Source organism: Nocardia sp. NPDC059236 (assembly GCF_042754085.1).
GTDB lineage: Bacteria > Actinomycetota > Actinomycetes > Mycobacteriales > Mycobacteriaceae > Nocardia.
On the sequence record NZ_JBHZAF010000020.1, the window covers coordinates 132,521 to 157,025 of the forward strand.

Below are 24,505 nucleotides of genomic sequence, written 5' to 3' on the forward strand. Positions count from 1 at the left end.
GTGATGCAGATTAGCTATCACTCGGCTTTCGTGATGCGCCCGCGCACCTCACCCAGCTCCAGGTGACCGCCCCCGATGGCGGGTGCGGTGGCCGTGATGACCACCTCGTCGCCGTCCTGCAGGAAGGTCCGCTGGACCCCGTTCAACTCGATCGGTTCGGTACCGCCCCAGCTCATTTCCATCAGCGACCCACGCTCGCCACGATCGGCTCCCGAGATGGTGCCGGAGGCGAACAGGTCGCCGGTGCGGGTCGACGCGCCGTTGACCGTCAGATGCGCGAGCATCTGCGGCCCCGACCAGTACATGCGCCGGAACGGGGGAGTGGAGATCACTTGGCCGTTCCACTCGACGGTCAGCGTGATGTCCAGTCCCCAGGACGTGTCGTCCCGCAGATACGGCAGCGGCTCCGGATGCTGCGGCGGCAGCGGAATCCGCGCGGCGGCCAACGCGTCGAGCGGAGTCACGAACGCCGACAGGCTGGTCGCGAAGGACTTGCCGAGGAACGGGCCCAGCGGTTGCCCCTCCCAGGCCTGGATATCCCGGGCCGACCAGTCGTTCACCAGCGCCACCCCGAAGACGTGCTCGGCGAACTCGCCGGTCCCGATGGGCGTACCGAGCCGCGAGCCCGCGCCCACCACGAAGCCCAGTTCGGCCTCGATATCGAGGCGGCGGCTCGGCCCGAAATCCGGTGTGCCGGAATCGGCCCGGCGCTGTCCGTGCGGCCGGACGACATCCGTGCCCGACACCACCACGGTGCCCGCGCGCCCGTGATACCCCACCGGCAGGTGCCGCCAATTCGGCAGCAGCGGTTCACCGGCCGGCCGCAGCATCCGGCCCATGGCGGTGGCGTGATCGAGGCTGGCGTAGAAGTCGACGTAGTCGCCGATCTCCACCGGCAGGTCCAGCCGCACCGCCCGCACCGAATGCACCGCCGGCGCGGGCAGTTCCGCGTCGGCCGCCGCGCGCACCCGCTCGCGCACCTCCCGCCAGCACTGCGGGCCCTGGGTCATGAAGGCGTTCAGGCTGGGCTGCGCGAACATCGGATCATCCAGCGCCACCGCCAGATCGATGATCGAATCGCCCAGCCGCGCCCCCACCCGCGGGTCCCCGCCCAGCGGGCGGAACACACAGTACGGCAGGTGTTCCGGACCGAATCCGGAACCCGCGGGCACCTCGATCCGCACCCGGCTGCTCATTTCCCCACCACCCGATCCCATGTCACCAACCCCTGCACCGTCGCACCACTCGGACTCAGATCCACTCGGACGGCCCTCGCCCCGACCAGGTCCAGGCATACCGCGCGTCCTCACACGCCAGCGCGCCCTCACCCAGCTGCAACGGGTGGAAGGTGTCCACCATGACCGCCAGCTCGTCGAAGAAATCGATGCCGATGCTGCGCTCGTAGGCCCCCGGCTGCGGCCCGTGCGCGTATCCGCCCGGATGCACCGACACCGAGCCCTGCCCGATCCCGGATCCCTTGCGCGCCTCGTAGTTTCCGCCGCAGTAGAAGAGGATCTCGTCGGAGTCCACATTCGAGTGGTAGTAGGGGACCGGTATCGAGAGCGGGTGGTAGTCCACCTTGCGCGGCACGAAATTGCAGATCACGAAGTTCTGCCCCTCGAAGGCCTGATGCACCGGCGGCGGCTGATGCACGCGGCCGGTGATCGGTTCGAAGTCGGCGATATCGAAGGTGAACGGGTACAGGCAGCCGTCCCAGCCCACCACGTCGAAGGGGTGGCTGGCGTACACCATGCTGGTGCCGACGATCTCACCGGCGGGACGGTGCTTGACCAGCACCTCCACGTTCTCGCCGTCGGTCTGCATCAACTCTGCAGGCCCATGCAGATCCCGCTCGCAGTAGGGCGAGTTCTCCAGGAACTGGCCGTATTTCGAGAGATACCGCTTGGGCGGGGTGATGTGGCCGGCGCCCTCGATGACATAGGCGCGCAAGGGTTCCGGGCCGTCGGGAATCCAGCGATGCGTGGTGGCGCGCGGCAGCAGCACCTGATGCCCCTGCCGTACCGGCAGCGCCCCGAAGACGGTTTCCACCCGCCCCGAACCGGATTCGATGTAGGCGAGTTCGTCGCCGACGGCATTGCGGTACAGCGCCGATTCCCGCAGCGCCGCCACGTAGGAGATGCGCACATCGGCATTGCCCAGCAGCAGCCGCCGCCCGGTCACCACATCGCTGTCGGCCGGCTTGTCGCCCAGGAACAGTTCGTGCAGCTTCAGATGCCGGTGCCGCAGTGGATGATTCGGGTACAGCCGCTGCTCGGGCAGTATCCACACCGACGAATCCACAATGGCCGGAGGCAATCCCCGGTGATAGAGCAGCGAGGAATCACCGGAGAAGCCCTCTTCGCCCATCAGCTCTTCGTAATAGAGCGTGCCCCGCTCGTCCCGATGCTGCGTGTGCCGCTTGGGCGGCACCGAACCAACCTGCCGATAGAACGTCATGGCGGCCTCCCGATGACCGATGGTCCCTTTCCCATCGTAGCCACCGGATAACGGCAGGACCCCGGATTCTCAAGCGTGGCGCAGGGCCCGATACACCGCCGCGCCGACGAACTCGCCCAGTGTGTCGGGGGTCCACTCGCCCGGATCGGTGAGCAGGGTGCGCACCGCACCCTCGCCGGCCGAGACCCACAGCTCGACCAGGGCCGGCAGCTTGCGTTCGGCCTGCGCGGTGCCCCAGGCCTTCAGGGTCGGGCGCAACCGCCGGGTGCAGCGCTCCACGGCCAGCAGCCGGCCCTTGCCGAACGAATCCGCCACGGCCGGATCGGGATTGCCGTACAGCAGGCGCCAGGTGTCGGGCCGCTGGGACACCGTGTGCAGCAGGGCGCGGAAGCCCTCCACGAAGACCGCCTCGTCGGCTTCGACCCGGCGGCGCGGCAGCGTGTCCATGACGCCCTGCACCAGGTAGTCCTCCTCGCGGCGGATGAGCGCTTCGAGGAGCTCCACCCGATCGGCGAAGCAGGCGTAGACGACCGGGCGGGTGACCTTCATGCGGTCGGCCACGGCGGCGATGGTCACCGCCGCGATGCCGTCGGCGACGGCGATCTCGAGGGCGGTGTCGAGGACCTGCGGGCGACGCCGTTCGGGACCCAGATGCCGCGCGCGCTGGCGTGGTCGTATCGCCGAATCGATGCCCATGCGCACCGACGATAGCAGTGCGCGCGGGGTGGGGACCCGCTGGTCCGAGCCGGTAACAAGATCGTTTCCTACGGTAGTGCACAAAAATGCTACATTCACGAAGGAAACCACCCGGAGGAGCCGTGGACGCCCCCGGCCGGAGGAGACGAATCCCGATGAGTCAGACCCTGTTCAATCCGAAGACCTGCGAATTCGCCGAATTCGACGCCGAGACCAGGCGGCTGCTGCGCGCCACCGTCGACTACTTCGAGACCTTCGGCAAGGCCAGGCTGCTGGCCGAGAGCCGGGACCGGGTCTGGTACGCGGATTTCCTGGACTTCATCAAGCGCGAACGGATCTTCGCGACCTTCCTGACCCCGGCGGCGCAGGCGGGCGGCGACCCGAACAAGCGCTGGGACACCGCGCGTATCGCCATGATGAGCAAGATCCTCGGCTTCTACGGCATGCAGTACTGGTACGTGTGGCAGGTCACCATCCTCGGCCTCGGCCCGATCTGGCAGAGCGCCAATGCCGAGGCCAAGGCCCGCGCCGCCGCGCTGCTGGAATCCGGCGAGATCTTCGCCTTCGGCCTCTCCGAGAAGGAGCACGGCGCCGACATCTACTCCACCGACATGGTGCTGGAACCGAAACCGGGCGGCGGCTACACCGCCACCGGAAGCAAGCACTACATCGGCAACGGCAATCTCGCGGGCATGGTGTCGGTCTTCGGCCGCCGCGCCGACAAGCCGATCATCGACTCCTCGGACTTCCTGCGGAAGATGACCGACGAGGAGTACTCGGGCTATCTGTTCTTCGCCGCCGACTCCCGGCACAAGAACTACAAGCTGCGCAAGAATGTCGTCGACTCCCAGATGTACGTCGCCGCTTTCGATCTCGACCGGTACCCGGTCGCCGAATCCGACATCCTGCACACCGGGCGCGCGGCCTTCGACGCCGCCATGAACACCGTCAATGTCGGCAAGTTCAATCTCGGTTTCGGTGCGGTCGGCGCGTGTGAGCACGCCATGTTCGAGGCGGTCGGCCACGCGTACAACCGAATCCTGTTCGGGCACCGGGTGACCGAGTTCCCGCAGGTGAGATCGCTGTTGGCGGACAGCTACGCCCGCCTGATCGGCATGAAGCTCTACAGCGAGCGGGCCATCGACTACCTGCGCTCGGCCAATGAGAACGACCGGCGCTACCTGCTTTTCAACGCCATCGAGAAGATGTCGGTCACCCGGCACGGCCAGCGGCTGTACGAGGACCTCGCCGACGTCATCGCGGCGCGCGGCTTCGAGAACGACATGTACTTCCCGATGGCCATGGTCGGCATGTTCGGCCTGCCACGGCTCGAGGGCACCGTCCACGTGAACATGGCCCTGTCGCTGAAGTTCATGCCCAACTTCATGTTCCACCCCGCCGACGCCGGACTCGCCGCGCTGCGCTACCTGCCGGGCGCGGGCGTCGCGCCCAAGGGCGCGGTGCGCGCGGTGTCCGGCGCGCTGAGCTGGACCAGCCGTCGTGCCAGCGGCCCGGCCGCCAAGGCGGTGCCCGCGCTGAAGGGCGAATTCGCCCGGGCTGCACACGCTCCCGTGCCCACCCGCCGCGACGCCGCCGACGACGAATTCCTGTTCCGCCAGGGCCCGAGCAGCGGCCTCGGCAAGATCCGCTTCACCGACTGGCGACCGGTCTTCGAGAAGTTCGCCCACATCCCGAATGTCGCGGTCTTCCTGGAACAGGCCCTCGCCTTCCAAACCTTGCTCGCGGCCGCCACCCCGACCGCCGCACAGCAGCAGGACGTCGACTTCCTCTTCGCCCTCGGCGAGCTGTTCACCACGCTCCCGTACGCCCAGCTCATCCTCGAACAGGCCGAGATCGCCGGCGCCGACGAGTCGGTGCTCGACCAACTCTTCGACCTCTTCGTCCGCGAGTTCTCCGAGCACGCCCTGACCCTGCACACCAAACCGACCGCCACCAAGGCCCAGCAGATCCGGGCCCTGGATCTGGTCCGCCGCCCGATCGCCGGCCCCGCCCGCTTCGACCGCGTATCGGCGCAGGTCGAAGCCCTGGCCGGGGTCTACGAAATGAATCCCTGACGTTGTCCCCCGCGGCCCGGCCGGCCCGGGCCGCAAATGCCACATTCGCCGGCCGTCTGCTCGAGGAGCACATGCGAGCCTGGGTTCCCACGAATCCCGCGACCGTCACTCCGCAGCAGGCCAAGGGGCTGTATGCCCGCGGGTCCCGGTCCAGCGCATAACGGCGGGGTTAACTTTTTGGGATTCTTCCCGGTCGAACGGGGCTTTCCGGGTAAAGAGGCGTACCTACGCTTGCGTAACAGGACAGGCGTACGGCAACCTCGCCTTGATCTTCGAGACGCTCGACCAGATCTTCGACATCGCTCCACCAGTTCAGACTCAGCCGAGGAGGCCCTTCCGTGTCCCACTACAAGGCGAACCTACGAGACATCGAGTTCAACTTGTTCGAAGTATTGGGTATCGGGGAACTGCTGGACCAGGGCGCCTACGGCGACCTGGACGCCGACACCGCGCGGGAAATGCTCGCCGAGGCGAGGCGCCTGGCGGAGGGACCGATCGCGGAATCGTTCGTCGAGGCCGATCGCAACCCGGTCGAGTTCATTCCGGACCAGCACACCATCACCGTGCCGGAATCGCTGAAGAAGACCGTGGCCGCGGTCAACGAGGCCGGGTACTCCGGTCTGGGCATGGCCGAGGAGATGGGTGGCGTGCCCGCCCCCAACGCCCTCATCTGGGGCATCCAGGAAATGCTGGTCGCCGCGAACAACTCGGCCTCGTTCTTCAACATGGGTCCGCTCATGCACAAGGTGCTCTTCGACGAGGGCACCGAGCAGCAGCAGAAGTGGGCCACCCACGCGTGGGAGAACCGCTGGGGCGGCACCATGGTGCTCACCGAGCCGGACGCCGGCTCCGATGTCGGCATGGGCCGCACCAAGGCGATCCAGCAGGCCGACGGCACCTGGCACATCGAGGGCGTGAAGCGCTTCATCTCCGGTGGCGATGTGGGCGACACCGCCGACAACATCTTCCACCTGGTGCTGGCCCGCCCCGAGGGCGCCGGCCCGGGCACCAAGGGCCTGTCGCTGTTCGTGGTGCCGCGCTTCCTGTTCGACACCGAGACCATGGAACTCGGCGCCAAGAACGGCGCGCTGGTCACCGGCGTCGAGCACAAGATGGGCATCAAGTCCTCGCCCACCTGTGAGATCACCTTCGGCGGCGACCTTCCGGCCGTCGGCTACCTGGTCGGTGACAAGCACAATGGCATCGCGCAGATGTTCAAGGTCATCGAGAACGCGCGAATGATGGTGGGCACCAAGGCCACCGGCGCGCTGTCCACCGGGTACCTGAACGCCCTGGAGTACGCCAAGCAGCGCGTGCAGGGCGCGGATCTGACCCAGATGGCCGACAAGAGCGCACCGCGCGTCACCATCACCCACCACCCGGACGTGCGTCGTTCGCTGGCCACCCAGAAGGCGTACGCCGAGGGTCTGCGCGGGCTGTACATGTACTGCGCCTCGTACCAGAACGCCGATGTGGCGCAGGCCAATTACGGGGTGGACGCCGAGCTGGCGGAGAAGGTCAACGACCTGCTGCTGCCGATCGTCAAGGGCTGCGGTTCGGACCGGGCGTACGAGAGCCTGACCGAATCGCTGCAGACCCTGGGTGGTTCCGGCTACCTGCAGGACTACCCGATCGAGCAGTACATCCGCGACTGCAAGATCGACTCGCTGTACGAGGGCACCACCGCCATCCAGGCGCAGGACTTCTTCTTCCGCAAGATCATTCGCGACAAGGGCGTGGCGCTCGCGCATGTCGCGGGCCTGATGCAGCAGTTCATCGACGCCGGCCCGGACCAGTTCAAGATCGAGCGCGGGCTGCTCGGCGCGGCGCTGGCCGACGTGCAGGCCATGGCGGCCACCCTCACCGGCTACCTGATGGCCGCGCAGCAGCAGATCGACGAGATCTACAAGGTCGGTCTGGGTTCGGTCCGATTCCTGTACGCCGTGGGCGATCTCGTCATCTCCTGGCGACTGCTGGAGCAGGCCGCCATCGCCCAGGCGGCGCTGGACGCCGGTGCGGCCGACAAGGACAAGAACTTCTACACCGGCAAGGTCGGCGTGGCGTCCTGGTTCGCGAAGAACAAGCTGCCGCTCATCAGCGGCGTGCGCTCGGTCGTCGAGAACATCGACAACGACATCATGAAGCTGGACGAAGCCGCTTTCTGACCCACGCGCATCCCCGGCCCCGCACCTGTTCGGTGCGGGGCCGGTTTGCTTCACGCCACCCGGCTCGCCGGTCCTCGGTCGGCGGGGTCTCGACGTCGGTGCCGTCCGCCGGCGGCGGGAGTGACCACGGGGTTGGGGAGCACGATGGTCGGTGCGTCCAGCACGGCGTGTAGGTGGGCGCTGAAGGCGTCGAGGCTGCCGTAGCGCGTGAGGATCTCGTCGAGTACCTGGTGCGCACTCGAGCCTGTCGGATTGTTCATCTCGCCCCTCCGAGGTCCGCCACCGGCCGGGGCCGGGTTTTGACCGGCATTCTGCACGAGATATTCGAACGTGTAGCTACTTTGAAGATAACTGTGACTTTCCGTGCCTCGAGCACTCTCGATTCGTGCCATCGGCGTGGTATCTGGGCCGCTCCAGCACCAGATTGCATTACCGTCCGGTACGGGTGACCGGAGTGGGGAACGTGGCGGGGCTCGGGAGTGGTTATCTCGCCGCACCCCCGGTCCGGATCACCATGTCGGGGCCGTCGCCGGACGGTCCCGGAACGCGGTGCCCACACTTCATCAAACCCGGGTGGTGCACCGTGCGCGGAAAGTTGCTCGACGGCCGGGTGGATCAGCCCGCAGACTCCCCGATCCACCCGGCCCCCGAGCGAGTTCCTGTGTGTCTTGTCGGCGAGGCGCGACTCGCCGATGTGACACGCACATTCGATGTGTGACGGCGCCGTGAAGTGTCGTCCCCAGCGGGTACAACTACGGCATGGTCTTCCCGGTTACCTTCGGCTGGATCCAGATGCTGCTGCTGGTACTCGGCATCGCGGCGATCGGATTGCTCGTCACGGCTGTGCTGAAAGCGCGCAAGGTGGGGTGGCGGGCGCTGGCCGGCCGGGGCGCGGGTGCGGCCGGGCTGGTGCTCGTCGCGGTCGTGATCCTGTGGATCACCACGCTGCTGCAGACGTTTCTCGGGCTCACCGGGGAGGTGAAGGCGGCGCACATCGAGGCTAAACCTGTTGCGGGGCAAGAGCACTTGATGAACGTGGAACTGACTCTCTACGGCGACAAGGACCACGGCGACCAGCACCAGACCTATCAGGTCGAGGGCGACCTGTGGGTACTGCAGGCCAATATCGTGGAACTCGAACCGTGGGTGAACGCGCTCGGCTTCAACTCCGGGTACAAGGTGACCCGGCTCTACGGCCAGCGGCTGGACGGCATCGCCACCAAGCAGAATCAGATCTTCCTCAATGGCAGCGACGCCGACTTCTTCCAGGACATGAAGAATCAGTCCTGGTACACAAGGCCTTTCGTGCGCTCGGCCTACGGCAACGCGGTCATCGCGGCTGCGGGCAGCTACGACGTCTTCATCTCCCGCGACGCCATCAAGAGCCGGTCCGTCTAGTCGGCGAGTTCGGCCACCACGGGCGCATGGTCGCTGGCGCCCTTGCCCTTTCGCTCCTCGCGGTCCACGTTCGCCTCGGTGACCCGGGCCGACAGGGCGGGGGAGCCGAGGATGAAATCGATGCGCATGCCCTCTTTCCGGGGGAAGCGCAGCTGCGTGTAGTCCCAGTAGGTGTAGACGCCCGGGCCCGGGTGGAAGGGCCGCATCACGTCGCTGAAGCCCACCTCGCCGAAGGCGTCGAAGGCGTCGCGTTCCCGCTCGGACACATGCGTCTTGCCCTCGAAGAATTCCGGCGACCACACATCCAGATCGGTCGGCGCGATATTCCAGTCACCCACCAGCGCGATCTGCGCGTCCGGATCCTCCGACAGCCACTTGCTGCCCGCACTGCGCAGGGCGGCAAGCCATTCCAGCTTGTAGGTGTAGTGCGGATCGTCCAGGGCGCGGCCATTGGGCACGTACAGGCTCCACACCCGCACCCCGCCGCAGGTCGCGCTGATCGCGCGGGCCTCCACCACCGGCGCGCTGAGCAGCGATTCCCCGGCGTCCTTGTCGAATCCGGGCTGATCCGGGAAGCCGATCTCGACATCCTCGATCCCGACCCGGGAGGCGATGGCCACGCCGTTCCACTGGCTGTAGCCCGCGTGCGCGACCTCGTACCCGGCCGCCTCGAAGGCCTCGAACGGGAACTGCTCGTCCTTGCACTTGGTTTCCTGCATGGCCAGCACGTCGATATCGGCGCGGTCCAGCCACGCCAGCACCCGATCCTGCCGGGTACGAATCGAATTCACGTTCCAGGTAGCGATGCGCACGAGTGGTGAACCTTTCAGAACTAGTGTCTTGCGAAAGCGAGTGGCACGCAATCAGGGCGCGGCGTACCGGTAGCGGTGGTGTTCGACGAACCCCATCTCCTGGTACAGCGCCAGCGCCGCGTCATTCTCGTCCGACACCTGCACGTACGCGTGCGTGGCCCCGTGTGACTGCCCCCAGCGGATCATCTCCGCGCACACCAGCGCGCCCAGCCCGTGCCGCCGATGCCCGTTCGCCACCGTGACGCAGGTCAGCCCCGCCCAGCAGCGGCCGTCCGGGGCGGTGGTGACCGCGACCCGGCCGATGGCCAGCGGCGACTGCAACCCCAGCGTGGCGAAGGCGACCTGACCGTCGCGCACCGCCGTCAGCACCTCCACCACCGGGGTCGACCCGAGTTCGGCGTCCCCGCCGCGATGTCGGTGCATGGACAGCCAGGCCCCGTCCGGATCCGCGGTGAAGCGCACCATCGGCGGCCCGGACGGCAGCGCCATGGTCTCGATATCGACCGCCAGCACCTGGGTTTCGTTCCAGCTGCGCCAGTCCGCGGGCACGGTGGCCAGCCGGTCGGGCAGCTGGAACTGTGCGGGCAGGCCGTGCGCGGTGTACCACTCGGCGATCCGATGCAGGGTCTCGGTGTCCATCAGGGCGGGTCCGTCCGTACCGCCCAGTGGCACCGCGGAATTCGCGCGATTGGTGTACCCGTCCCCGGCGCGCAGCAGCCAGCCGCCGATCCAGGACCGCCGCAGGCCCGGCCAGCCGTCGGCCGCGGCCGCCTCCAGCGCGCGGATCTCGCTGGTCCGAATGGGCCTGGGCCCGAGCGGTTTCCAGGCCACCACCCGATCCCAGGCGATCGACACCACCTGGCCGTCGGCGGTGCGCACGGTCAGCGGATCGGTCTCGGTGAGTTCACCGATCACATCCGTCAGCGGTTGCGGATAGCCCGCGGGCAGGCGGTAGCGAACCACCACCCGCTTACCGATCGGCGGGAGTTCGGAATCGGTCATACCCGATCAGTCGTCGAGATCGTCGTCGTCGTGTCCGAAGGGATCCGGCACGGTGCCCGGTACCCAGCTCAAACCCGGCTTGCCCCAGCCGTTTCGCTTGATGGACTTCTTGGCGGCCCGGGCATTGCGCCCGATCAGCACATCGACGTAGAGGAAGCCGTCCAGGTGTCCGGTCTCGTGCTGCAGCATGCGGGCGAAGAAGCCGCGGCCCTCGATCTCGACCGGTTCGCCGTGCTCGTCGGTGCCGGTGACCTTCGCCCAGTCGGCGCGTCCGGTGGGGAACTGCTCGCCGGGCACCGACAGGCAGCCCTCCTCGTCATCATCGGGATCCGGCATGGATTCCGGGATCTCCGAGGTCTGCAGCACGGGATTCACGACGCAGCCGCGGCGGCGGACCATCTTCGCGCCGTCGGTGTCATCCGGGCAGTCGTAGACGAAAATGCGCGGCGAGACCTCGTCCTCGTCCTTGATGATGACCTGATTGGCGGCCAGGCCCACGCCATTGGCGGCGTCCATGGTCTCGTACATGTCCGCGATCAGCTCGGCCAGCTCCTCCGGGGTCTGCGTGACCGGAGTGGTCGCGCGGTGCAGAACCGGGTCGCCGACAATGCGAATCGGGAGAATAGCCATGCTGAGCAGCCTACTGGGTGGTTGCCGGGCCGCTCGAGGTGCCTGTTGCCGCTGTCGTAGGGCCGACTGACCTCGCACACTGGACGGACCCGGTCCACGGCGACACGCCGGGCGGGCGCACAGAACACGCCGATCGGTACGCATCGGGACGACTCCGCCGCGTGGTTGAATGATCGGCGACGCACAAAGCACCATATTCGTCTGGTGACCACTCGGCGAGGGAGCACTATGGACAGCGCAGCGGCACGCGACATCCCCGCAAGCGAGGACGGCCCTTCCGGCGAGGATGGCGCACACGGGCTTTCCCGCCGCGAGCTCGACATTCTCGACTTCGAGCGCAAGTGGTGGAAGTACGCCGGTGCGAAAGAAGAAGCCATCCGTGAGCTCTTCGACCTCTCACCCACCCGCTACTACCAGGTCCTGAACGCGGTCGTCGACAAGCCGGAGGCGCTGGCCGCCGACCCCATGCTGGTCAAACGCCTGCGCCGGCTGCGCGCCAGCCGCCAGAAGACCAGGGCCGCACGCCGTCTCGGTTTCCAGGTGTGAACCACGCCCGGAATGTGAACCAGCCTCCAACACCGCGTGCGTACGCGCTTGATCCCGCGCGGGCGCCCCATCACCCATTAGGCTCGACGCCGTGAGCAACCCGAATTCGTCGGCCGGCGGCCCGCCGCTACGGGCCCTGGCGATGGTCCTGATCGCGCTGGCCATCGTGTTCGCCGGGCTGGGCGCGATGTCGCTGTCGAGTTCGGACTCCTCGAGCAGCAGCGCCGACTCGACCTCGCAGTCGAGCACCGCCGCGGCCACCACCACTGCGGCACAGCAGAATTCGGCCCAGGCCACCACCACCCCACCGGTCGCGCCCACCACCACGGCGGCGCTGCCCACGACCACTACCGCGACCACCACCGCGGCCGCGGGCGTCGACAAGACCCTTCCCGTACGGGTTTACAACAACGGCACTGTGCCCGGCCTGGCCAAGAAGACCGGCGACCAGCTCACCTCCGACGGGTACAACGTCACCGAGGTGGGCAACTACGCGAACGGCGTCGTTCCGAAAACCACTGTGTACTACGGCAGTTCGCCCAAGGAGCAGGCGCTGGCCCAGGCCATCGCCGCGCAACTGGGCTGCTCGGCCGAACCCCGATTCCCCGGAATCTCGGACTCGCCCACCGGCGTCATCGTCATCGTCACCGGTAACTGAATCGCTGTTGACAGAGGCACTGAATCGCTGTTGACAAGGCACTGAATCGCAGTTGGTAAGGCACTGTCGGGTCGCTCGAAAGAAACCGTCCGGCCCCTCCACGGCACACAGGCACGTCTCTGGCATCATCTTGTCCGGTACGAAGTATGTCCACCCTGCTTTCCCGATAAACTCGGACTCGTAAAGGAGTTCCCCGATGGCCTCGTCCACAACTCGTCGCCCGTCCTGGTGGACTGTTGCTCCGGTGCTCGCGGTCGCAGCCCTCGGCCTCACCGCCTGCTCCAACAGCCAAGAGTCGAGCGACGTCAAGGGGACGACCCCGCCGGTGTTCACCAGCTCGCAGGCCCCCGCCGGCACGCAGGGGACCGAGGGCGGCAATGCTCCGGAGGATTCGTCCAGCGTCACGCTGAAGGACCCCAGCGGCGGCACCGTCGGGACCGCCACCATCGCGAAGGTGGGCAACCACCTCCAGATCACCGTCGAGGCGCACGGGCTGAAGCCCGGCTTCCACGGCCTGCACGTCCACTCGGTCGGCAAGTGCGAGCCCAACTCCACCGCACCCGCGGGCGGCGCGCCCGGCGACTTCCTCTCCGCTGGTGGCCACCTGCAGGTCGGCGACCAGAGCACCCACCCGGCCAGCGGCGACCTGACCTCGCTCGAGGTGCTCAAGGACGGCACCGCCAAGCTGGTCACCACCACCGACGCCTTCACCCTGGACGAGGTCAAGGGCAAGGCCCTGATCATCCACGCCGGCGCCGACAACTTCGGCAACATTCCCACCCGGTACGCGCCCGCACCGGATGCGGACACCCTCGCGACCGGCGACGCGGGTGCACGGGTCGCCTGCGGCGTCGTCGCCTGAACCCTCTCGAGGTGAGCCATGGCCGGGGCAGGCAGAACGAAGGTCCCCTTCAACTCATCGCCCCGGCACACGCTCGGCGTGGAATGGGAGGTCGCGCTCGTCGACAAGCACACGCGCGACCTGTCCAACACCGCCGCAGCAGTTTTCGAAGCCTGCGGTGATCTGCGCGCCTGGGACGGCACCCCGCAGATCACCAAGGAACTGCTGAAGAACACCGTCGAACTCGTCTCCGGCAAGCACGACACCGTGAGCGAAGTGGTCGACGAACTGCGGGCCACCCAGGACACCGTGCGCCGCGCCGCCGACCAGGTCGGCGTCGACCTGTTCTGCGCCGGCACCCATCCCTTCGCGCAGTGGTCCACCCAACAGCTCACGCGCAGTGCGCATTACGACGAACTCATCGAGCGCACCCAGTGGTGGGGCCGCCAGATGCTCATCTGGGGCGTGCACGTGCACGTCGGAATCTCCCACCCGGACAAGGTCTTCCCCATCCTGAACGGGCTGCTGCCGTCCTATCCGCACCTGCTGGCGCTGTCGGCCTCCTCGCCCATGTGGGCGGGCGTCGACACCGGATACGCCAGCAACCGGGCGCTCATGTTCCAGCAGCTGCCCACCGCCGGACTGCCCTTCCAGTTCGAGAACTGGGACCAGTTCGAGGGTTTCGTGCACGACCAGATGAAAACCGGTGTGATCGAACAACTCGGCGGCATGCACTGGGACATCCGGCCCGCGCCCAAGTGGGGCACCATCGAGGTCCGCGTCTGCGACGGCACCCCCACCAAGGCCGAACTGGCGGCCATCGTGGCGCTGATCCACTGCCTGGTGGTGGATCTCGACCGCCGGGTGGAATCTGGCGAGACCATGCCGGCCATCCTGCCGCCCTGGCATGTGCAGGAAAACAAGTGGCGCGCAGCGCGATACGGGCTCGACGCCATCGTCATCACCGACGCCGACAGCAATGAGCGACTGGTCACCGACGACCTGATGGAACTGCTCAACCGGCTGGAGCCGACCGCCAAGAGCCTCGGCTGCGAGAACGAGCTCGCCATGGTCGCCGACATCCCGAAGAAGGGCGCGTCCTATCAGCGTCAGCGCCGGGTGGCCGCGACCGCGCAGGGCGATCTGGTCGCGGTCGTCGATTCGCTGGTCCGCGAACTCGAGTACTGAGGTCCACGAACTCGCGCACCGCGGAACCGTCTTGCACGGTTGTGATTTCGATTACGACCGTCTACGTACGGTGTACGCGTGGCCAGGAGCGATGCCGCGCTGACCGGGGCCTGTTCATCTGGTGAGATGGGCGGCGTTCAACTACTCACCGAGCTGGCGTTCACGCGGCGTTTACTATGGCTGGATGCTGCTCGACGATCCGTACTCCCGAATCGGCGGCGAGGCACGCCGAACCGGGTTACGGATGCTGTCGCCGCGCGCCGGCCTGACGGCCGCGCTGTCGGTGGGGGCGGCGCTGCTCATCGTCCTGCAGATCGTGGCCTCGCACCACCACTTCACCGGCCCGCTGGAAAGCATCTGGGCCGACTTCGCGGGTGATGCCAAATCCTTCACCGTGCCGTGGGCCGGGCTCGGGCTCGCGCTCATCGGGCTGAGCTGGCGGCGGCGGTTCCTGGCGGTCGGCGCGGCGCTCGGCATCGACCTTGTGTACCAAGCGATTCGGACGCTGTCCGGTGGACCGCTGGCCATGGGCAACGGCCCCGTTCTCGTACTGCTCGCCCTCATCGGGCTCGCCTGCTGGAAGTGGCAGGGCAAGGACCGCGCCAATGCGCTGCACGCCGCCGCGCTCGGCATCCTGCTGGTGCTGTCCAGCAAGGTCGCCGACGTCTGGCTGGGCATCACCGTGCTGGCCGGGCCCCGGGTGCTCGACGAACACATCGTGCTGGTGGACCACGCCCTGGGCGACCCCTCCTGGCTGATGGGGCAGCTGCTGGACTGGCTGGGGCCCATCGCCTCCGTCGTGCTGCACTGGGTCTACATCGAACTGCCCGTCGGCGCGATGATCGTGACCATCTGGCAGCTGCGCAATGTGGTCACGACGGGGGACTGGCCCAAGCACTACCTGGTGCGCACCTTCCTGGTGCTCGGCCTCGTCGGCCCGGTCTTCTATGTCGCATTCCCCGTCGTCGGGCCGATGTTCGCGTTCGGCGCGGACGGGCACGTCTTCTCCCTGGGTAGCTACTGGCCGAATGTCGTGCCGCCGGCGGACCTCTCGCCGGGTTCGATCGCCTTCGACCACTACACCCCGCGCAACTGCATGCCGTCATTGCACACCGCGTGGGCGCTGTCGATCTTCATCCACTCGCGCCGCGACCCCTTCACGGGTGCGCCCGCGCCGGTCTGGCTGCGCTGGGGCGGGACCTTCTGGCTCGTCGCCACCCTGTCGGCCACCCTGGGCTTCGGCTACCACTACGGCGCGGATCTGGTGGCGGGCGCGGTGCTGTGCCTGACCATCGAATCCGCCCTGCGCGCACCGGAACGCGGCTGGGATCGCACCCGCGTGCAGCTGGTGTCGGCCGGCGCCGCGCTCTTCGCCGGGCTGCTGCTGTCCTACCGGTACCTGTCGACCGGCTTCGCCGAACATCCGGTGCCCGCGGGCATCGTCGTGCTCGGCCTGCTGGCGGGTTATGTGACGGCCTTCTACCGCACCTGGTTCGGCGACGCCGTGACCACGGCCCCCGAGCTCGAATCCGCGGTGCGCGCCTGACCGCTCGCCGGTTACACCACGGTCAGCCGGAGGTGGCCGCGTCGTTCGGAGATTCGGGCGCGGTGTCGATCGTCGCCGGGATCCGCGGGCGACTGCGCCGCAGCAGGTAGATCCCGGCCAGACAGCCCCCGGCCACCAGCGCCGACGTCCAGCCCGGGGCCACGGTGCTGCTGGAGCTCACCGCGCACATCGACGCGCTGTCGGCGGATTGCGTGGCGTAGTGGCCGCGCGACACATAGTCGCGCATGCCCAGCACCGCCGACGGGACGAACAGCACCAGGGTGCCCAGCACCCGGCTCGGCACATAGCGCGGCCGCGTGGACAGCAGGGCGAAACCGATGAGCCAGGACACGGCCGCCGCACTGCCCACGATCAGCCAGGCCCGGGTCGAATCGGCCGTGAACGCCGTGAGCAGCCCGAGCGCCATGCCCGCGGCCAGGGAGACTGCAGGACCCCCGCCCCTGCTGCCCACCCACATGCCGACCGCCGACACCGCCGCCAGCAGCGGGATCGACCAGGCCGGCATCTCGGCCGCCACGGTCGCCGAACCCACCGCTCCCAGGCCCACCGCCAGCAGCACGATCTCGCCGTCCCGGCCCGGCAACAGCATGGCCGCGACAATGGCGGTCCCCACCGCGGTCGCCACCGCGAGGACGATGCCCGCATGGCTGTCGCCGTGCCGGGCCAGCCATTCCGCACTGAACAGCGTCACCAGCACCAGCACCACGCCCGCGAGGATCGGGGCCAGCGGCAGCTCCGCCGAGAGCCGTTCCTCCACCTCGCGCTTCCGATGGGTCAGGAACCCGAAGCCGACCAGGACCAGCGCGAGCAGGAGCATCCAGATGGGCAGCACATCACCGGCGTGCCAGTGATCGCTCGCCGTCGCGTCGATGCCGCCGCCGATCCGCGACACCGGATTCACCGAACCGAGCAGCAGGCTGATCAGAACGCCCAGGGTCCAGCCGAAGGCGGGTAGCCGACGGTGCAGCACCGCCGCCCCCAGCGCGCCCAGGATCAGGCCGCCGGCCAGGGAATCGATGAAGTTCATGGTGGGCAGCGACGAATTCGGTTCGCCGGCATGGCCGAACACGTGATTGGCCAGCAGCACCAGCAGCCCGCCCAGCGTGGTCGCCCACGCCGCCACGGGGCTGCCCAGCGTGGTGATGAGCACCGCCGCGATCATGGCGATGAGCGCGCCCGCCGATACGGCGCGGGGCAGGGTGTAGGTCAGCAGGTCCCGCTGCAGGGCCGACGTCTCCGAGGTCCAGCCGAAGTCGATGGGCAGGGCCAGCGCCAGGCCGGCAACCGTTGCTGCGACCAGCGCCGTGATCGTCTCCGCGGCTACCTGATGCGACCTCACCAGCGCAAAATTACCGGTGATAGGCGGACCGATTGGTACGACTCGCCTACTTTGTACAGATTCGGCGCGCTACCGGCACGCATGGCGAACGCGCCGCGAAACCACTGGCACAGCAGACTAATCGGTCTCATATGCTCTGGTTGGGAGCCTTCAGACGTAGCCGGACACGTCGCCGGGCGGAGTCGACGATTCGCGCTGGGCGGCATACAGCCGCAGGGCCTCCACCTGGACCGGATCCAGCGAGGGCCGCACCGCCTTGCGCGCGGCCCCCACATCCGCGGCCGTCACCTCGCCGGCCTCGACATCGCGGCGCATGGCGGCGAGCGCGGCCTCGCGCAGCAGCGCCGAGCAATCCGCCGCCGAGTAGCCCTCCAGCTCACGTGCCAGCCGCCGCAGATTGACGTCCTTGGCCAGCGGCACGGATTTGGCGGCGGTGCCCAGGATTTCGGCGCGGGCATCGGCATCCGGCGGCGGCACGAACACCAGGCGCTCCAGGCGCCCGGGACGGGTCAGGGCCGGATCGATGAGTTCGGGCCGGTTCGTCGCGCCGATCACGACCACATCCCGCAGCGGCTCGACACCGTCCAGTTCGGTCAGGAGCGCGGCGACAATACGATCCGAGACGCCCGAATCGCTGGACTGCCCACGCCGCGGCGCCAGCGCGTCCACCTCGTCCAGGAAGATCAGCGACGGCGCGGAATCCCGTGCGCGCTGGAACAATTCGCGCACCGCCCGCTCCGAGGAGCCGACCCACTTGTCCATCAGCTCCGCGCCCTTCACGGCGTGCACACTCACCTGCCCCGATCCCGCCAGCGCCCGTACCAGGAAGGTCTTGCCGCACCCCGGCGGCCCGTACAGCAGCACTCCGCGCGGTGGCTCGATACCCAGCCGCTGGAACGAATCCGGATGCTTCAGCGGCCACAGCACGGCCTCGGTGAGGGCCTGCTTGGTCTCTGCCATGTCCCCGACGTCGGCGAGGCTCAGACTGCCGATGGCCAGTTCCTCGGACCCGGAACGCGACAGCGGACGGATCACCTCCAGCGCTCCGGCCAGATCCTCCTGCAGCAGCATCGGATCCGACTGCTCGCGACTGGCCCGCGCGGCCGCCCGCAGGGCCGCCTCCCGTACCAGCGCCGTCAGGTCCGCCGCGACGAAACCCGGTGTCCGCGAGGAAATCTCATCGAGCTTCAGCCCATCGGTCGGGACATTGCGCAGCAGTTGCTCCAGCAGCGCCGCGCGCACCCCGGAGGTGGGCAGCGGCAGCGACACCTCCCGATCGCACAGCTCCGGAGCACGCAGCCGCGGGTCGATACCCGCCCTGTTCGACGTCGTGGCCAGCACCGCGACCGTCTCCAGCGCCACGGCGGCGCGCAACTGGTCGAGAATCAGCGTGGCCACCGGTTCGGCCGGCGTCGGCAGCAGCGCGTCGATATCGGTGATCAGCAGCACTCCGCCTGCGCCGGAACAGATTTCGGCCACCTTGTCGGACACGTCGCGCAGCCTGGGCCCGATGTCGGTCGCACCGACCGCCGGACCGTCCAGCTCCACCAGCCGCCGCGATCCCGTCACGGCCCGCGCGAGCGTCGCCTTCCCGACGCCCGCCGGACCGGTGATCAGGACCCCCAGATGCGAGGACGCTCCGAGCTTCTTCAGCAGGTCGGGCTCGTCCAGCGCCAGGCTCAGCCACTCCCGCAGCTTCGCGGCCTGGGCCTGGACCCCGGCCAGATCGGCCACCGCCACCACCGACGGCGGTGGTGATGCCGGAGCGCTGACCCGCAGGTCGGTGCGGGTATCCGTGTCGTCCAGGGGAGCCGTCGGGAGGTCCGTCTCGGCGACGCCGAAACCCCAGCCCACCGCGCTGTTGGTACTGACGACCACCGGGCCGGGCTGCGGATCGACGGCCGTCACCCGCAGCAGCTCCGACGTCCAGGCGATATTGAGGGCTCTCGAAAGCTGCTGGGCCACACCGGATCGGCTGGCCCCGGGTTTGAGATCCATCGGGCGCAGCGACACGGCATCCTGGATCGACACCACCTTGCCCTGCAGGGCTTGCCGCAGTGTCGTCTCGTCGATGGCGCGCATGACGTCCGGCGAGCCCGTGACCGAAATCCGGGTGGCCCGGCGCGGAATCACCTTCGCGATGGTCAGTTTCGAGCCCGCCGAGATGTGCGCGTTCGACATCGTCACCTCGTCGAGCAGCGCCTCGCCGCGCCCGACGGGTTTGCCTTTCACCGGCGTCGCCACCAACGCCGAGGTCTGTCTGCCGCCGGCGATCGAGATCACGTCCCACGGATTCACGCCCAGCAGCGCCAGCGAGTCCGGATGCAACCGGACCACCCCCCGCCGATCGTCGGCGGGGGAGGTGTTCAGGCGAGCGGTGAACTGGAAACCCGGCTGTGAGTCGGTCACGCCGTCAATTCTGCCCGGGCCGGCCGGCCGCCGACGGTAGCGTCGGCGAATTGCGGCCCGGCCGTTGGTTTCAGCGCCCGGGGCGGTTCGACACCCGGTCGCGCTGACCCGGGCGGCGCAGGCGCAGCCGTGCTGTGGACACCGACACCCGCGGCACCCGCCCGGCCAGCGGGCGCTGGCGGCGCTGCGCCTTGCGCTGGGCGCGGCGCTCGGCGGGCTTGTGGTTCCAGGTCTCGGGCCGGGCCGCCACCCAGCGCGCGGAGTGCACCGCGAACGGGATGTGGCCGAGGTACAGCACGACCAGCGCCATCATCAGGATGAGCGGGTAGGTGACCAGCAGCGCGGCGGCCAGCGCGACCAGCACCAGCAGGATGGGCGCGGAGCGCGGGGCCACCGACACCGACTTGACGGCCAGGGTGGGCAGCGTGCTCACGCACAGCAGGCCGGTCAGCACCGTCCACACCGCCACCACCGGGAAGCTCACCCACCAGCCGTCGCCGAACTGCTCGGACAGCGCGATGGGCGTCAGCACGATGAGCGCGCCCGCCGGGGCGGGCACGCCGGTGAAGTACTCACGCTGCCAATCCGGGCGGTTGTCGTCGTCCATCAGCGTGTTGAAGCGGGCCAGCCGCAACACCATGCAGACCGCGAACATCAGCGCCAGGATCCAGCCGATGCTGTCGGCGTGCAGGAAGGTCACGTACAGCACCAGGGCGGGCGTGACGCCGAACGCGATGGCGTCCGACAGCGAATCCAGCTCCGCGCCCATCTTGGTGGTGGCGTCCAGCATGCGGGCGATGCGCCCGTCCAGCATGTCGAAGACCGCGGCCGCGCCGACCAGTGCCAGCGCGATCCCCAGCTTGCCCTCCATGCCGAACTTCACCGCGGACAGGCCCGAGCACAGTCCCAGAATGGTCACCATGCTCGGCAGCAGTCGGATGGTGCGGTTACGGCGACGCCCGTTCGGTGCGGGCGCGAGTTGTTCCATCATGAATCCAGTTCGGCCAGCACCGTTTCCGCACCGACGGTGCGCTGCCCCGGGGTGACCAGCAGCCTGGTCCCGGCCGGGAAGTAGGTATCCACGCGCGAACCGAACCGGATCAGGCCGTAGGTGTCACCGATGTTCAGCTTGTCGCCGGTCTCGGCCTCGCAGATGATGCGGCGCGCCAGCAGCCCCGCGATCTGCACCACCACCACGCGCTGCCCGGAGGCGGTCTCGATGACGATGCTGTTGCGCTCGTTGCGGTCGCTGGCCTCGGGCAGGTCGGCGGAGACGAACTTGCCCTTCTGGTAGGCGACCTGTTCCACCAGGCCACTCACCGGCACCCGCTGCACGTGCACGTCCAGCACCGACAGGAAGATGCTCACCCGCGGCAGCGGGGCGTCACCCAGGCCGAGTTCGGCCGGCGGCACCGCGGTGTCGACCAGGGCGACCTCGCCGTCGGCGGGGGCCACCACGACGCCGGGGCGGTTCGGCGGCACCCGGTGCGGGTGCCGGAAGAATCCGGCGCAGGCCGCGGCCGCCAGCAAACCGGTGCGGCGCAGCCACTTCCGCCGATAGCCGAGGGTGGCCACCGCCAGCGGTGCGGCCACGAACGGCAGACCTGCCGGATGCAGCGGCGGAACGGCTTTGCGGACCAGGTCGGCGACGTGGCCGAGGCCGGTCTGTTCCGGAGTGCCGGGCGGGGTGGGTCGGCGGGCCACAGGCTCCTCTTTCATGCGCGGGTAGATGCGGTCAGGGACCGCGATCACACGATACGTGAAGTGGGTTCGACGCTCGCGTTCTCGGTGACCGAACACCCGCGGCCGGCCTCCCGGACCGGAGGTGCGCCACCCCGGCAATGACCCCTCGATTGTGATGGGAAGCACTGGCATGAGAGGCTATCGCGATTAAGATGAGGGAGCCTCATGTCTGCGGCATTGTGGGTCCGCGGGGGGTGAGGAACCCGATGAAGGTCACGTTCGACGCGCGGTACGCAGTACATAGGAGAGAACCAATGTCTGCTCGAATTGCTTCGATCAACGGGGCAGAGCACACGGCCATGCTCGGGCTCGGTGTGTACCGGCCGGAGCGAATCGTCACCAATGACGAGGTGGCGGGGCCGATAGATTCCAGTGACGAGTGGATCCGGACACGTTCCGGCATCCGCAACAGACGCTTCGCCTCTCGCGAGGAGACGATCGTCAGCATGAGCGCCGCGGCTGCCCGCGACGCCATCGAAGCAGCGGAGATCGACGCGGATCAGATCGATTGCGTCATCGTCGCAACGTCCACCTGGCTACTGCTCACGCCCGCCGCGGGCCCGCAGATCGCCACTGCGCTCGGTCTGAACAATGTGGCCGCCTTCGATGTCTCGGCCGGTTGCGCCGGCTTCTGCCACGGGGTCGCCATGGCATCGGATCTGGTGAAGGGCGGCACCGCCCGGCACGTGCTGGTCATCGGCGTGGAAAAGCTGACGGACACGGTCAACCCGAGGGATCGTGGCACCGCCTTCCTCTTCGCCGACGGCGCCGGCGCGGTGGTGATCGGCCCCTCCAGCGAACCGGGCATCGGCCCGACCGTCTGGGGATCGGACGGCACCCAGCACCGCGCCATCCGCCAGGACAAGGACTGGCTTCAGTTCTTCGACGAGATCGACGAGAAGGGCCTCGATGCTGTCCGGCCCTACCTCGCCATGGAAGGAACAGCTGTCTTCCGCTGGGCCGCACACTCTTTGGAGCAGGTGTGCCGCGAGGCCATCGAGCGGGCGGGCCTGACCACGGACGATCTGGACGCGATGGTCCCGCATCAGGCCAACGGTCGCATCATCGAGATCATGGCGCGGGTGCTGAAGCTCCCCGAGCGGTGCGCCCTGGCCAATGACATCGAGGAGACCGGCAATACCTCGGCGGCCTCGATCCCGCTGGCCATGGAGGCCATGATGCGCGCGGGCGACGCCAAACCCGGCGGCACCGCACTGCTCATCGCCTTCGGTGCGGGGTTGTCCTGGGCGGCGCAGGTGGCCCAGCTGCCGAACTGGAAGTGAGCGACTCTGCGCGCCGCCACCCGGCGGCGCGCAGAGGACGAGCTATCCCATATCCCAGGCGACGGTCACGGTGAATGTGACCGTCTGCTGGCCCGGTTCGAGGTTGATGTTGGGTGCGGCGCCCGGGGCGGTGTCCCGGTACATCGGCGTCGGCGTTGCGCCGCTGCCGTTTTCGCTGATGGTCTTGACCGTCTTCAGTTTCAGCCCGGACAGGCCCGCGTACTGCTCGGCGCGGCTCTTGGCGTCGTCGAAGGCTCGCGCGCGGGCGTCGGACAGCAGCTTGGTGTTGTCCTCCAGCCCGAAGGCCACCGAGTTGATGCGGGTGTCGTTGCCGCCCGCCTGCACCGCCGCCGACAGGATGCCCGAGGCCTTCGGCAGGTCACGCACGGCCACGTGCATGGTGTTGGTGGCGCGATAGCCGGTGATGTTGTGGCCGTCGGTGCCGTAGGTGGGCTGCACGGACAGGTCGCTGGTCTTGATGTCCTCGCGCTTGGCCCCGGCCGTGACCATGGCGTCGGTGATCGCCTTGGCCTTGTCGCCGGCCTGGTTCACGGCCGCGGACACATCGGCCGCGCTCACCTCGGTGCCCAGATCGGCATTGAGCACATCCGGTGTGCCCTGGACCTTTCCGGTACCGGTGACGGTGACCGTGCGGTCGCCCGAGGAGTCGGAGCTGCCGCAGCCGGTGAGCACGAGCGTCATACCGGCCGCGGCGGCGCAGAGCGCTGTCAGTCGTCGCATAGGCCGAACATACGCTCAGCGCTCCACGGTTTGCTTGATCTTCCCGAGGGTCACCTGCATGCCGTCCTCGAGTGCGCCTTCGAAGGGCTGCTCACCGCCGAAGACGTTGTCGATCGTGAACTGCAGCCACCGGGGCAGCTTGCCGCTGGGGACGTCGCGCCGCTGGACCAGCTTGGTGCCGCCGTCGGCGGTGGGCTCGAGGGTGTAGCTCCAGATGGTCCGGTTCTCGTTCATACGGAAGGCGATCGCGCGATTCGGCTCGAATCGCACCACCCGGGAAGTGGTCGGGTAGATGTAGCCCTTGGCCTTGTTGAGGTTCACCGTCCAGGTGCCGGTGTGCACTTCGCGGCCCAGCGGCTGCATGCGCAGGGTCTGCGGGCTGAACTCGGGAATGCGCTTGAGGTCGGCGACAACGCTCCAGACCTGCTCGGGTGCTGCCGCGATATCGATGCTGGCTTCGAGAGTTTTCGGCAACGTTGCCTCCGGGGACGTGACGATCGGTACCACGCATCCTAGTTCGGGTGGCGTGGATCACCTCGGCTCCGTGGTGTGGATCACCACACCCACCTGCACGTATGAGCATGTGCCGCCGGTTCATTCCGCGGTTGAAAATCAACTAGATCACATTCTGGGGGTGTTGATGTCCGAAATGTAATGCTCGGCGCACAATGTCGATAGACGAAGCAACAGACACTGCCACCAGCTTTCCGATTGGGAAACGTGAGGTGATCGGCCGTGAACCTGCGTTCGCTCCTGCATCTCGAGACCAAGACGGTCCCGCTTCTCCCCGCTGAAGAGTCCGGTACCGATGCGGAGTCCCCGACGCTCGACAAATCGACGAAACGCTTCCGCCGCAAGGCCAACGGCGACCTCGAAGAGCGATTCGAGCGATTGCTCACCCCTACCGAGATGGATTTCATTGAGCATCACCGGATTTGAATCGGTGTGCCCAGGA

General features: G+C 68.0%; 23 protein-coding genes. 10 read left to right on the top strand and 13 right to left on the bottom strand.

Annotation, left to right across the window (positions count from 1 at the left end):
- Window positions 1-17: 17 nt before the first annotated feature.
- From fahA to ACFXIV_RS37715, 3 genes are all read right to left on the bottom strand, one after another.
- Window positions 18-1,196 (bottom strand): fumarylacetoacetase, encoded by a 1,179-nt coding sequence (gene fahA / locus ACFXIV_RS37705; RefSeq protein ID WP_379401297.1) that lies wholly within the window; start codon window positions 1,194-1,196, stop codon window positions 18-20.
- A gap of 55 nt (window positions 1,197-1,251) precedes the next feature.
- On the bottom strand, window positions 1,252-2,457 hold the full coding sequence (locus tag ACFXIV_RS37710) for a homogentisate 1,2-dioxygenase (protein ID WP_379401298.1): 1,206 nt from the start codon (window positions 2,455-2,457) through the stop codon (window positions 1,252-1,254).
- Between the two features lie 69 nt (window positions 2,458-2,526).
- Window positions 2,527-3,153: a TetR family transcriptional regulator gene (locus ACFXIV_RS37715; RefSeq protein ID WP_354843547.1), complete on the bottom strand. Its 627-nt coding sequence runs from the start codon at window positions 3,151-3,153 to the stop codon at window positions 2,527-2,529.
- Between the two features lie 155 nt (window positions 3,154-3,308).
- Here ACFXIV_RS37715 and ACFXIV_RS37720 point away from each other — a divergent pair, with 155 nt between their 5' ends.
- Both ACFXIV_RS37720 and ACFXIV_RS37725 read left to right on the top strand, forming a co-directional pair.
- Window positions 3,309-5,228: an acyl-CoA dehydrogenase family protein gene (locus tag ACFXIV_RS37720; protein ID WP_379401299.1), complete on the top strand. Its 1,920-nt coding sequence runs from the start codon at window positions 3,309-3,311 to the stop codon at window positions 5,226-5,228.
- A 338-nt stretch (window positions 5,229-5,566) separates the two neighbouring features.
- Window positions 5,567-7,393, top strand: a complete 1,827-nt coding sequence (locus ACFXIV_RS37725) for an acyl-CoA dehydrogenase (RefSeq protein ID WP_379401300.1) — start codon at window positions 5,567-5,569, stop codon at window positions 7,391-7,393.
- A gap of 50 nt (window positions 7,394-7,443) precedes the next feature.
- Here the strand turns inward: ACFXIV_RS37725 and ACFXIV_RS37730 are convergent, their stop codons facing one another.
- Entirely contained in the window at window positions 7,444-7,653 is a 210-nt protein-coding gene (locus ACFXIV_RS37730; RefSeq protein ID WP_379401301.1) for a hypothetical protein, read from the bottom strand.
- A gap of 499 nt (window positions 7,654-8,152) precedes the next feature.
- Here ACFXIV_RS37730 and ACFXIV_RS37735 point away from each other — a divergent pair, with 499 nt between their 5' ends.
- Complete coding sequence (locus ACFXIV_RS37735) at window positions 8,153-8,791, top strand: hypothetical protein (protein WP_379401302.1); 639 nt, start codon at window positions 8,153-8,155, stop codon at window positions 8,789-8,791.
- On the opposite strand, the gene ACFXIV_RS37740 is transcribed toward ACFXIV_RS37735, so the two are convergent.
- From ACFXIV_RS37740 to ACFXIV_RS37750, 3 genes are read right to left on the bottom strand one after another with little or no spacing between them, the layout of a single operon-like run.
- A complete protein-coding gene (locus ACFXIV_RS37740; RefSeq protein WP_379401303.1) occupies window positions 8,788-9,603 on the bottom strand; it encodes an exodeoxyribonuclease III in 816 nt (271 codons plus the stop codon). The two genes, ACFXIV_RS37735 and ACFXIV_RS37740, sit on opposite strands and share 4 nt — an antisense overlap.
- Window positions 9,604-9,654: 51 nt before the next feature.
- Window positions 9,655-10,605 (bottom strand): GNAT family N-acetyltransferase, encoded by a 951-nt coding sequence (locus ACFXIV_RS37745; RefSeq protein WP_379401304.1) that lies wholly within the window; start codon window positions 10,603-10,605, stop codon window positions 9,655-9,657.
- A gap of 6 nt (window positions 10,606-10,611) precedes the next feature.
- The gene (locus ACFXIV_RS37750) at window positions 10,612-11,235 is read right to left on the bottom strand and encodes a peptide deformylase (protein ID WP_379401305.1); all 624 of its coding nucleotides are present in this window, start codon (window positions 11,233-11,235) and stop codon (window positions 10,612-10,614) included.
- A 228-nt stretch (window positions 11,236-11,463) separates the two neighbouring features.
- On the opposite strand from ACFXIV_RS37750, the gene ACFXIV_RS37755 reads away from it, so the two are divergent.
- The 5 genes from ACFXIV_RS37755 to ACFXIV_RS37775 all read left to right on the top strand — a co-directional run bounded on the left by ACFXIV_RS37755 (window position 11,464) and on the right by ACFXIV_RS37775 (window position 16,014).
- On the top strand, window positions 11,464-11,781 hold the full coding sequence (locus ACFXIV_RS37755; RefSeq protein WP_364619725.1) for a DUF3263 domain-containing protein: 318 nt from the start codon (window positions 11,464-11,466) through the stop codon (window positions 11,779-11,781).
- Between the two features lie 91 nt (window positions 11,782-11,872).
- The gene (locus ACFXIV_RS37760; protein ID WP_379401306.1) at window positions 11,873-12,439 is read left to right on the top strand and encodes a LytR C-terminal domain-containing protein; all 567 of its coding nucleotides are present in this window, start codon (window positions 11,873-11,875) and stop codon (window positions 12,437-12,439) included.
- A 196-nt stretch (window positions 12,440-12,635) separates the two neighbouring features.
- The gene (locus ACFXIV_RS37765) at window positions 12,636-13,301 is read left to right on the top strand and encodes a superoxide dismutase family protein (protein ID WP_379388572.1); all 666 of its coding nucleotides are present in this window, start codon (window positions 12,636-12,638) and stop codon (window positions 13,299-13,301) included.
- A gap of 18 nt (window positions 13,302-13,319) precedes the next feature.
- On the top strand, window positions 13,320-14,468 hold the full coding sequence (locus ACFXIV_RS37770; RefSeq protein ID WP_379401307.1) for a glutamate--cysteine ligase: 1,149 nt from the start codon (window positions 13,320-13,322) through the stop codon (window positions 14,466-14,468).
- 184 nt (window positions 14,469-14,652) lie between these two features.
- Window positions 14,653-16,014: a DUF5933 domain-containing protein gene (locus ACFXIV_RS37775; RefSeq protein ID WP_379401308.1), complete on the top strand. Its 1,362-nt coding sequence runs from the start codon at window positions 14,653-14,655 to the stop codon at window positions 16,012-16,014.
- A 22-nt stretch (window positions 16,015-16,036) separates the two neighbouring features.
- Here ACFXIV_RS37775 and ACFXIV_RS37780 read toward each other — a convergent pair whose 3' ends face one another.
- From ACFXIV_RS37780 to ACFXIV_RS37795, 4 genes are all read right to left on the bottom strand, one after another.
- Window positions 16,037-17,374 carry a hypothetical protein gene (locus ACFXIV_RS37780; RefSeq protein ID WP_379401309.1) on the bottom strand — a complete coding sequence of 446 codons (1,338 nt, stop codon included), beginning with the start codon at window positions 17,372-17,374 and terminating at the stop codon, window positions 16,037-16,039.
- A gap of 150 nt (window positions 17,375-17,524) precedes the next feature.
- A complete protein-coding gene (locus tag ACFXIV_RS37785) occupies window positions 17,525-19,783 on the bottom strand; it encodes an AAA family ATPase (RefSeq protein ID WP_379401310.1) in 2,259 nt (752 codons plus the stop codon).
- Window positions 19,784-19,853: 70 nt separating this feature from the next.
- Window positions 19,854-20,774, bottom strand: coding sequence for a CDP-diacylglycerol--serine O-phosphatidyltransferase (pssA, locus tag ACFXIV_RS37790; RefSeq protein WP_379401311.1), 921 nt, complete (start codon window positions 20,772-20,774; stop codon window positions 19,854-19,856).
- Entirely contained in the window at window positions 20,771-21,487 is a 717-nt protein-coding gene (locus ACFXIV_RS37795) for a phosphatidylserine decarboxylase (RefSeq protein ID WP_379401333.1), read from the bottom strand. Before ACFXIV_RS37795 ends, pssA begins: the two co-directional genes overlap by 4 nt.
- A 293-nt stretch (window positions 21,488-21,780) precedes the next feature.
- On the opposite strand from ACFXIV_RS37795, the gene ACFXIV_RS37800 reads away from it, so the two are divergent.
- A complete protein-coding gene (locus ACFXIV_RS37800) occupies window positions 21,781-22,809 on the top strand; it encodes a beta-ketoacyl-ACP synthase III (RefSeq protein WP_379401312.1) in 1,029 nt (342 codons plus the stop codon).
- A 42-nt stretch (window positions 22,810-22,851) separates the two neighbouring features.
- On the opposite strand, the gene ACFXIV_RS37805 is transcribed toward ACFXIV_RS37800, so the two are convergent.
- On the bottom strand, window positions 22,852-23,550 hold the full coding sequence (locus ACFXIV_RS37805; RefSeq protein WP_379401313.1) for an SIMPL domain-containing protein: 699 nt from the start codon (window positions 23,548-23,550) through the stop codon (window positions 22,852-22,854).
- A gap of 15 nt (window positions 23,551-23,565) precedes the next feature.
- Complete coding sequence (locus tag ACFXIV_RS37810) at window positions 23,566-24,024, bottom strand: SRPBCC family protein (protein WP_379401314.1); 459 nt, start codon at window positions 24,022-24,024, stop codon at window positions 23,566-23,568.
- Between the two features lie 261 nt (window positions 24,025-24,285).
- Here ACFXIV_RS37810 and ACFXIV_RS37815 point away from each other — a divergent pair, with 261 nt between their 5' ends.
- The gene (locus ACFXIV_RS37815) at window positions 24,286-24,489 is read left to right on the top strand and encodes a hypothetical protein (protein WP_379401315.1); all 204 of its coding nucleotides are present in this window, start codon (window positions 24,286-24,288) and stop codon (window positions 24,487-24,489) included.
- Window positions 24,490-24,505: the final 16 nt, after the last annotated feature.

Excerpts from the sequence above, each read along its gene's own strand:
- fahA (WP_379401297.1), bottom strand. The coding sequence starts at position 1,196 with ATGAGCAGCCGGGTGCGGATCGAGGTGCCCGCGGGTTCCGGATTCGGT.
- ACFXIV_RS37710 (WP_379401298.1), bottom strand. The coding sequence starts at position 2,457 with ATGACGTTCTATCGGCAGGTTGGTTCGGTGCCGCCCAAGCGGCACACG.
- ACFXIV_RS37715 (WP_354843547.1), bottom strand. The coding sequence starts at position 3,153 with ATGGGCATCGATTCGGCGATACGACCACGCCAGCGCGCGCGGCATCTG.
- ACFXIV_RS37720 (WP_379401299.1), top strand. The coding sequence starts at position 3,309 with ATGAGTCAGACCCTGTTCAATCCGAAGACCTGCGAATTCGCCGAATTC.
- ACFXIV_RS37730 (WP_379401301.1), bottom strand. The coding sequence starts at position 7,653 with ATGAACAATCCGACAGGCTCGAGTGCGCACCAGGTACTCGACGAGATC.
- ACFXIV_RS37735 (WP_379401302.1), top strand. The coding sequence starts at position 8,153 with ATGGTCTTCCCGGTTACCTTCGGCTGGATCCAGATGCTGCTGCTGGTA.
- ACFXIV_RS37745 (WP_379401304.1), bottom strand. The coding sequence starts at position 10,605 with ATGACCGATTCCGAACTCCCGCCGATCGGTAAGCGGGTGGTGGTTCGC.
- ACFXIV_RS37750 (WP_379401305.1), bottom strand. The coding sequence starts at position 11,235 with ATGGCTATTCTCCCGATTCGCATTGTCGGCGACCCGGTTCTGCACCGC.
- ACFXIV_RS37755 (WP_364619725.1), top strand. The coding sequence starts at position 11,464 with ATGGACAGCGCAGCGGCACGCGACATCCCCGCAAGCGAGGACGGCCCT.
- ACFXIV_RS37765 (WP_379388572.1), top strand. The coding sequence starts at position 12,636 with ATGGCCTCGTCCACAACTCGTCGCCCGTCCTGGTGGACTGTTGCTCCG.
- ACFXIV_RS37770 (WP_379401307.1), top strand. The coding sequence starts at position 13,320 with ATGGCCGGGGCAGGCAGAACGAAGGTCCCCTTCAACTCATCGCCCCGG.
- ACFXIV_RS37775 (WP_379401308.1), top strand. The coding sequence starts at position 14,653 with ATGCTGCTCGACGATCCGTACTCCCGAATCGGCGGCGAGGCACGCCGA.
- pssA (WP_379401311.1), bottom strand. The coding sequence starts at position 20,774 with ATGATGGAACAACTCGCGCCCGCACCGAACGGGCGTCGCCGTAACCGC.
- ACFXIV_RS37800 (WP_379401312.1), top strand. The coding sequence starts at position 21,781 with ATGTCTGCTCGAATTGCTTCGATCAACGGGGCAGAGCACACGGCCATG.
- ACFXIV_RS37805 (WP_379401313.1), bottom strand. The coding sequence starts at position 23,550 with ATGCGACGACTGACAGCGCTCTGCGCCGCCGCGGCCGGTATGACGCTC.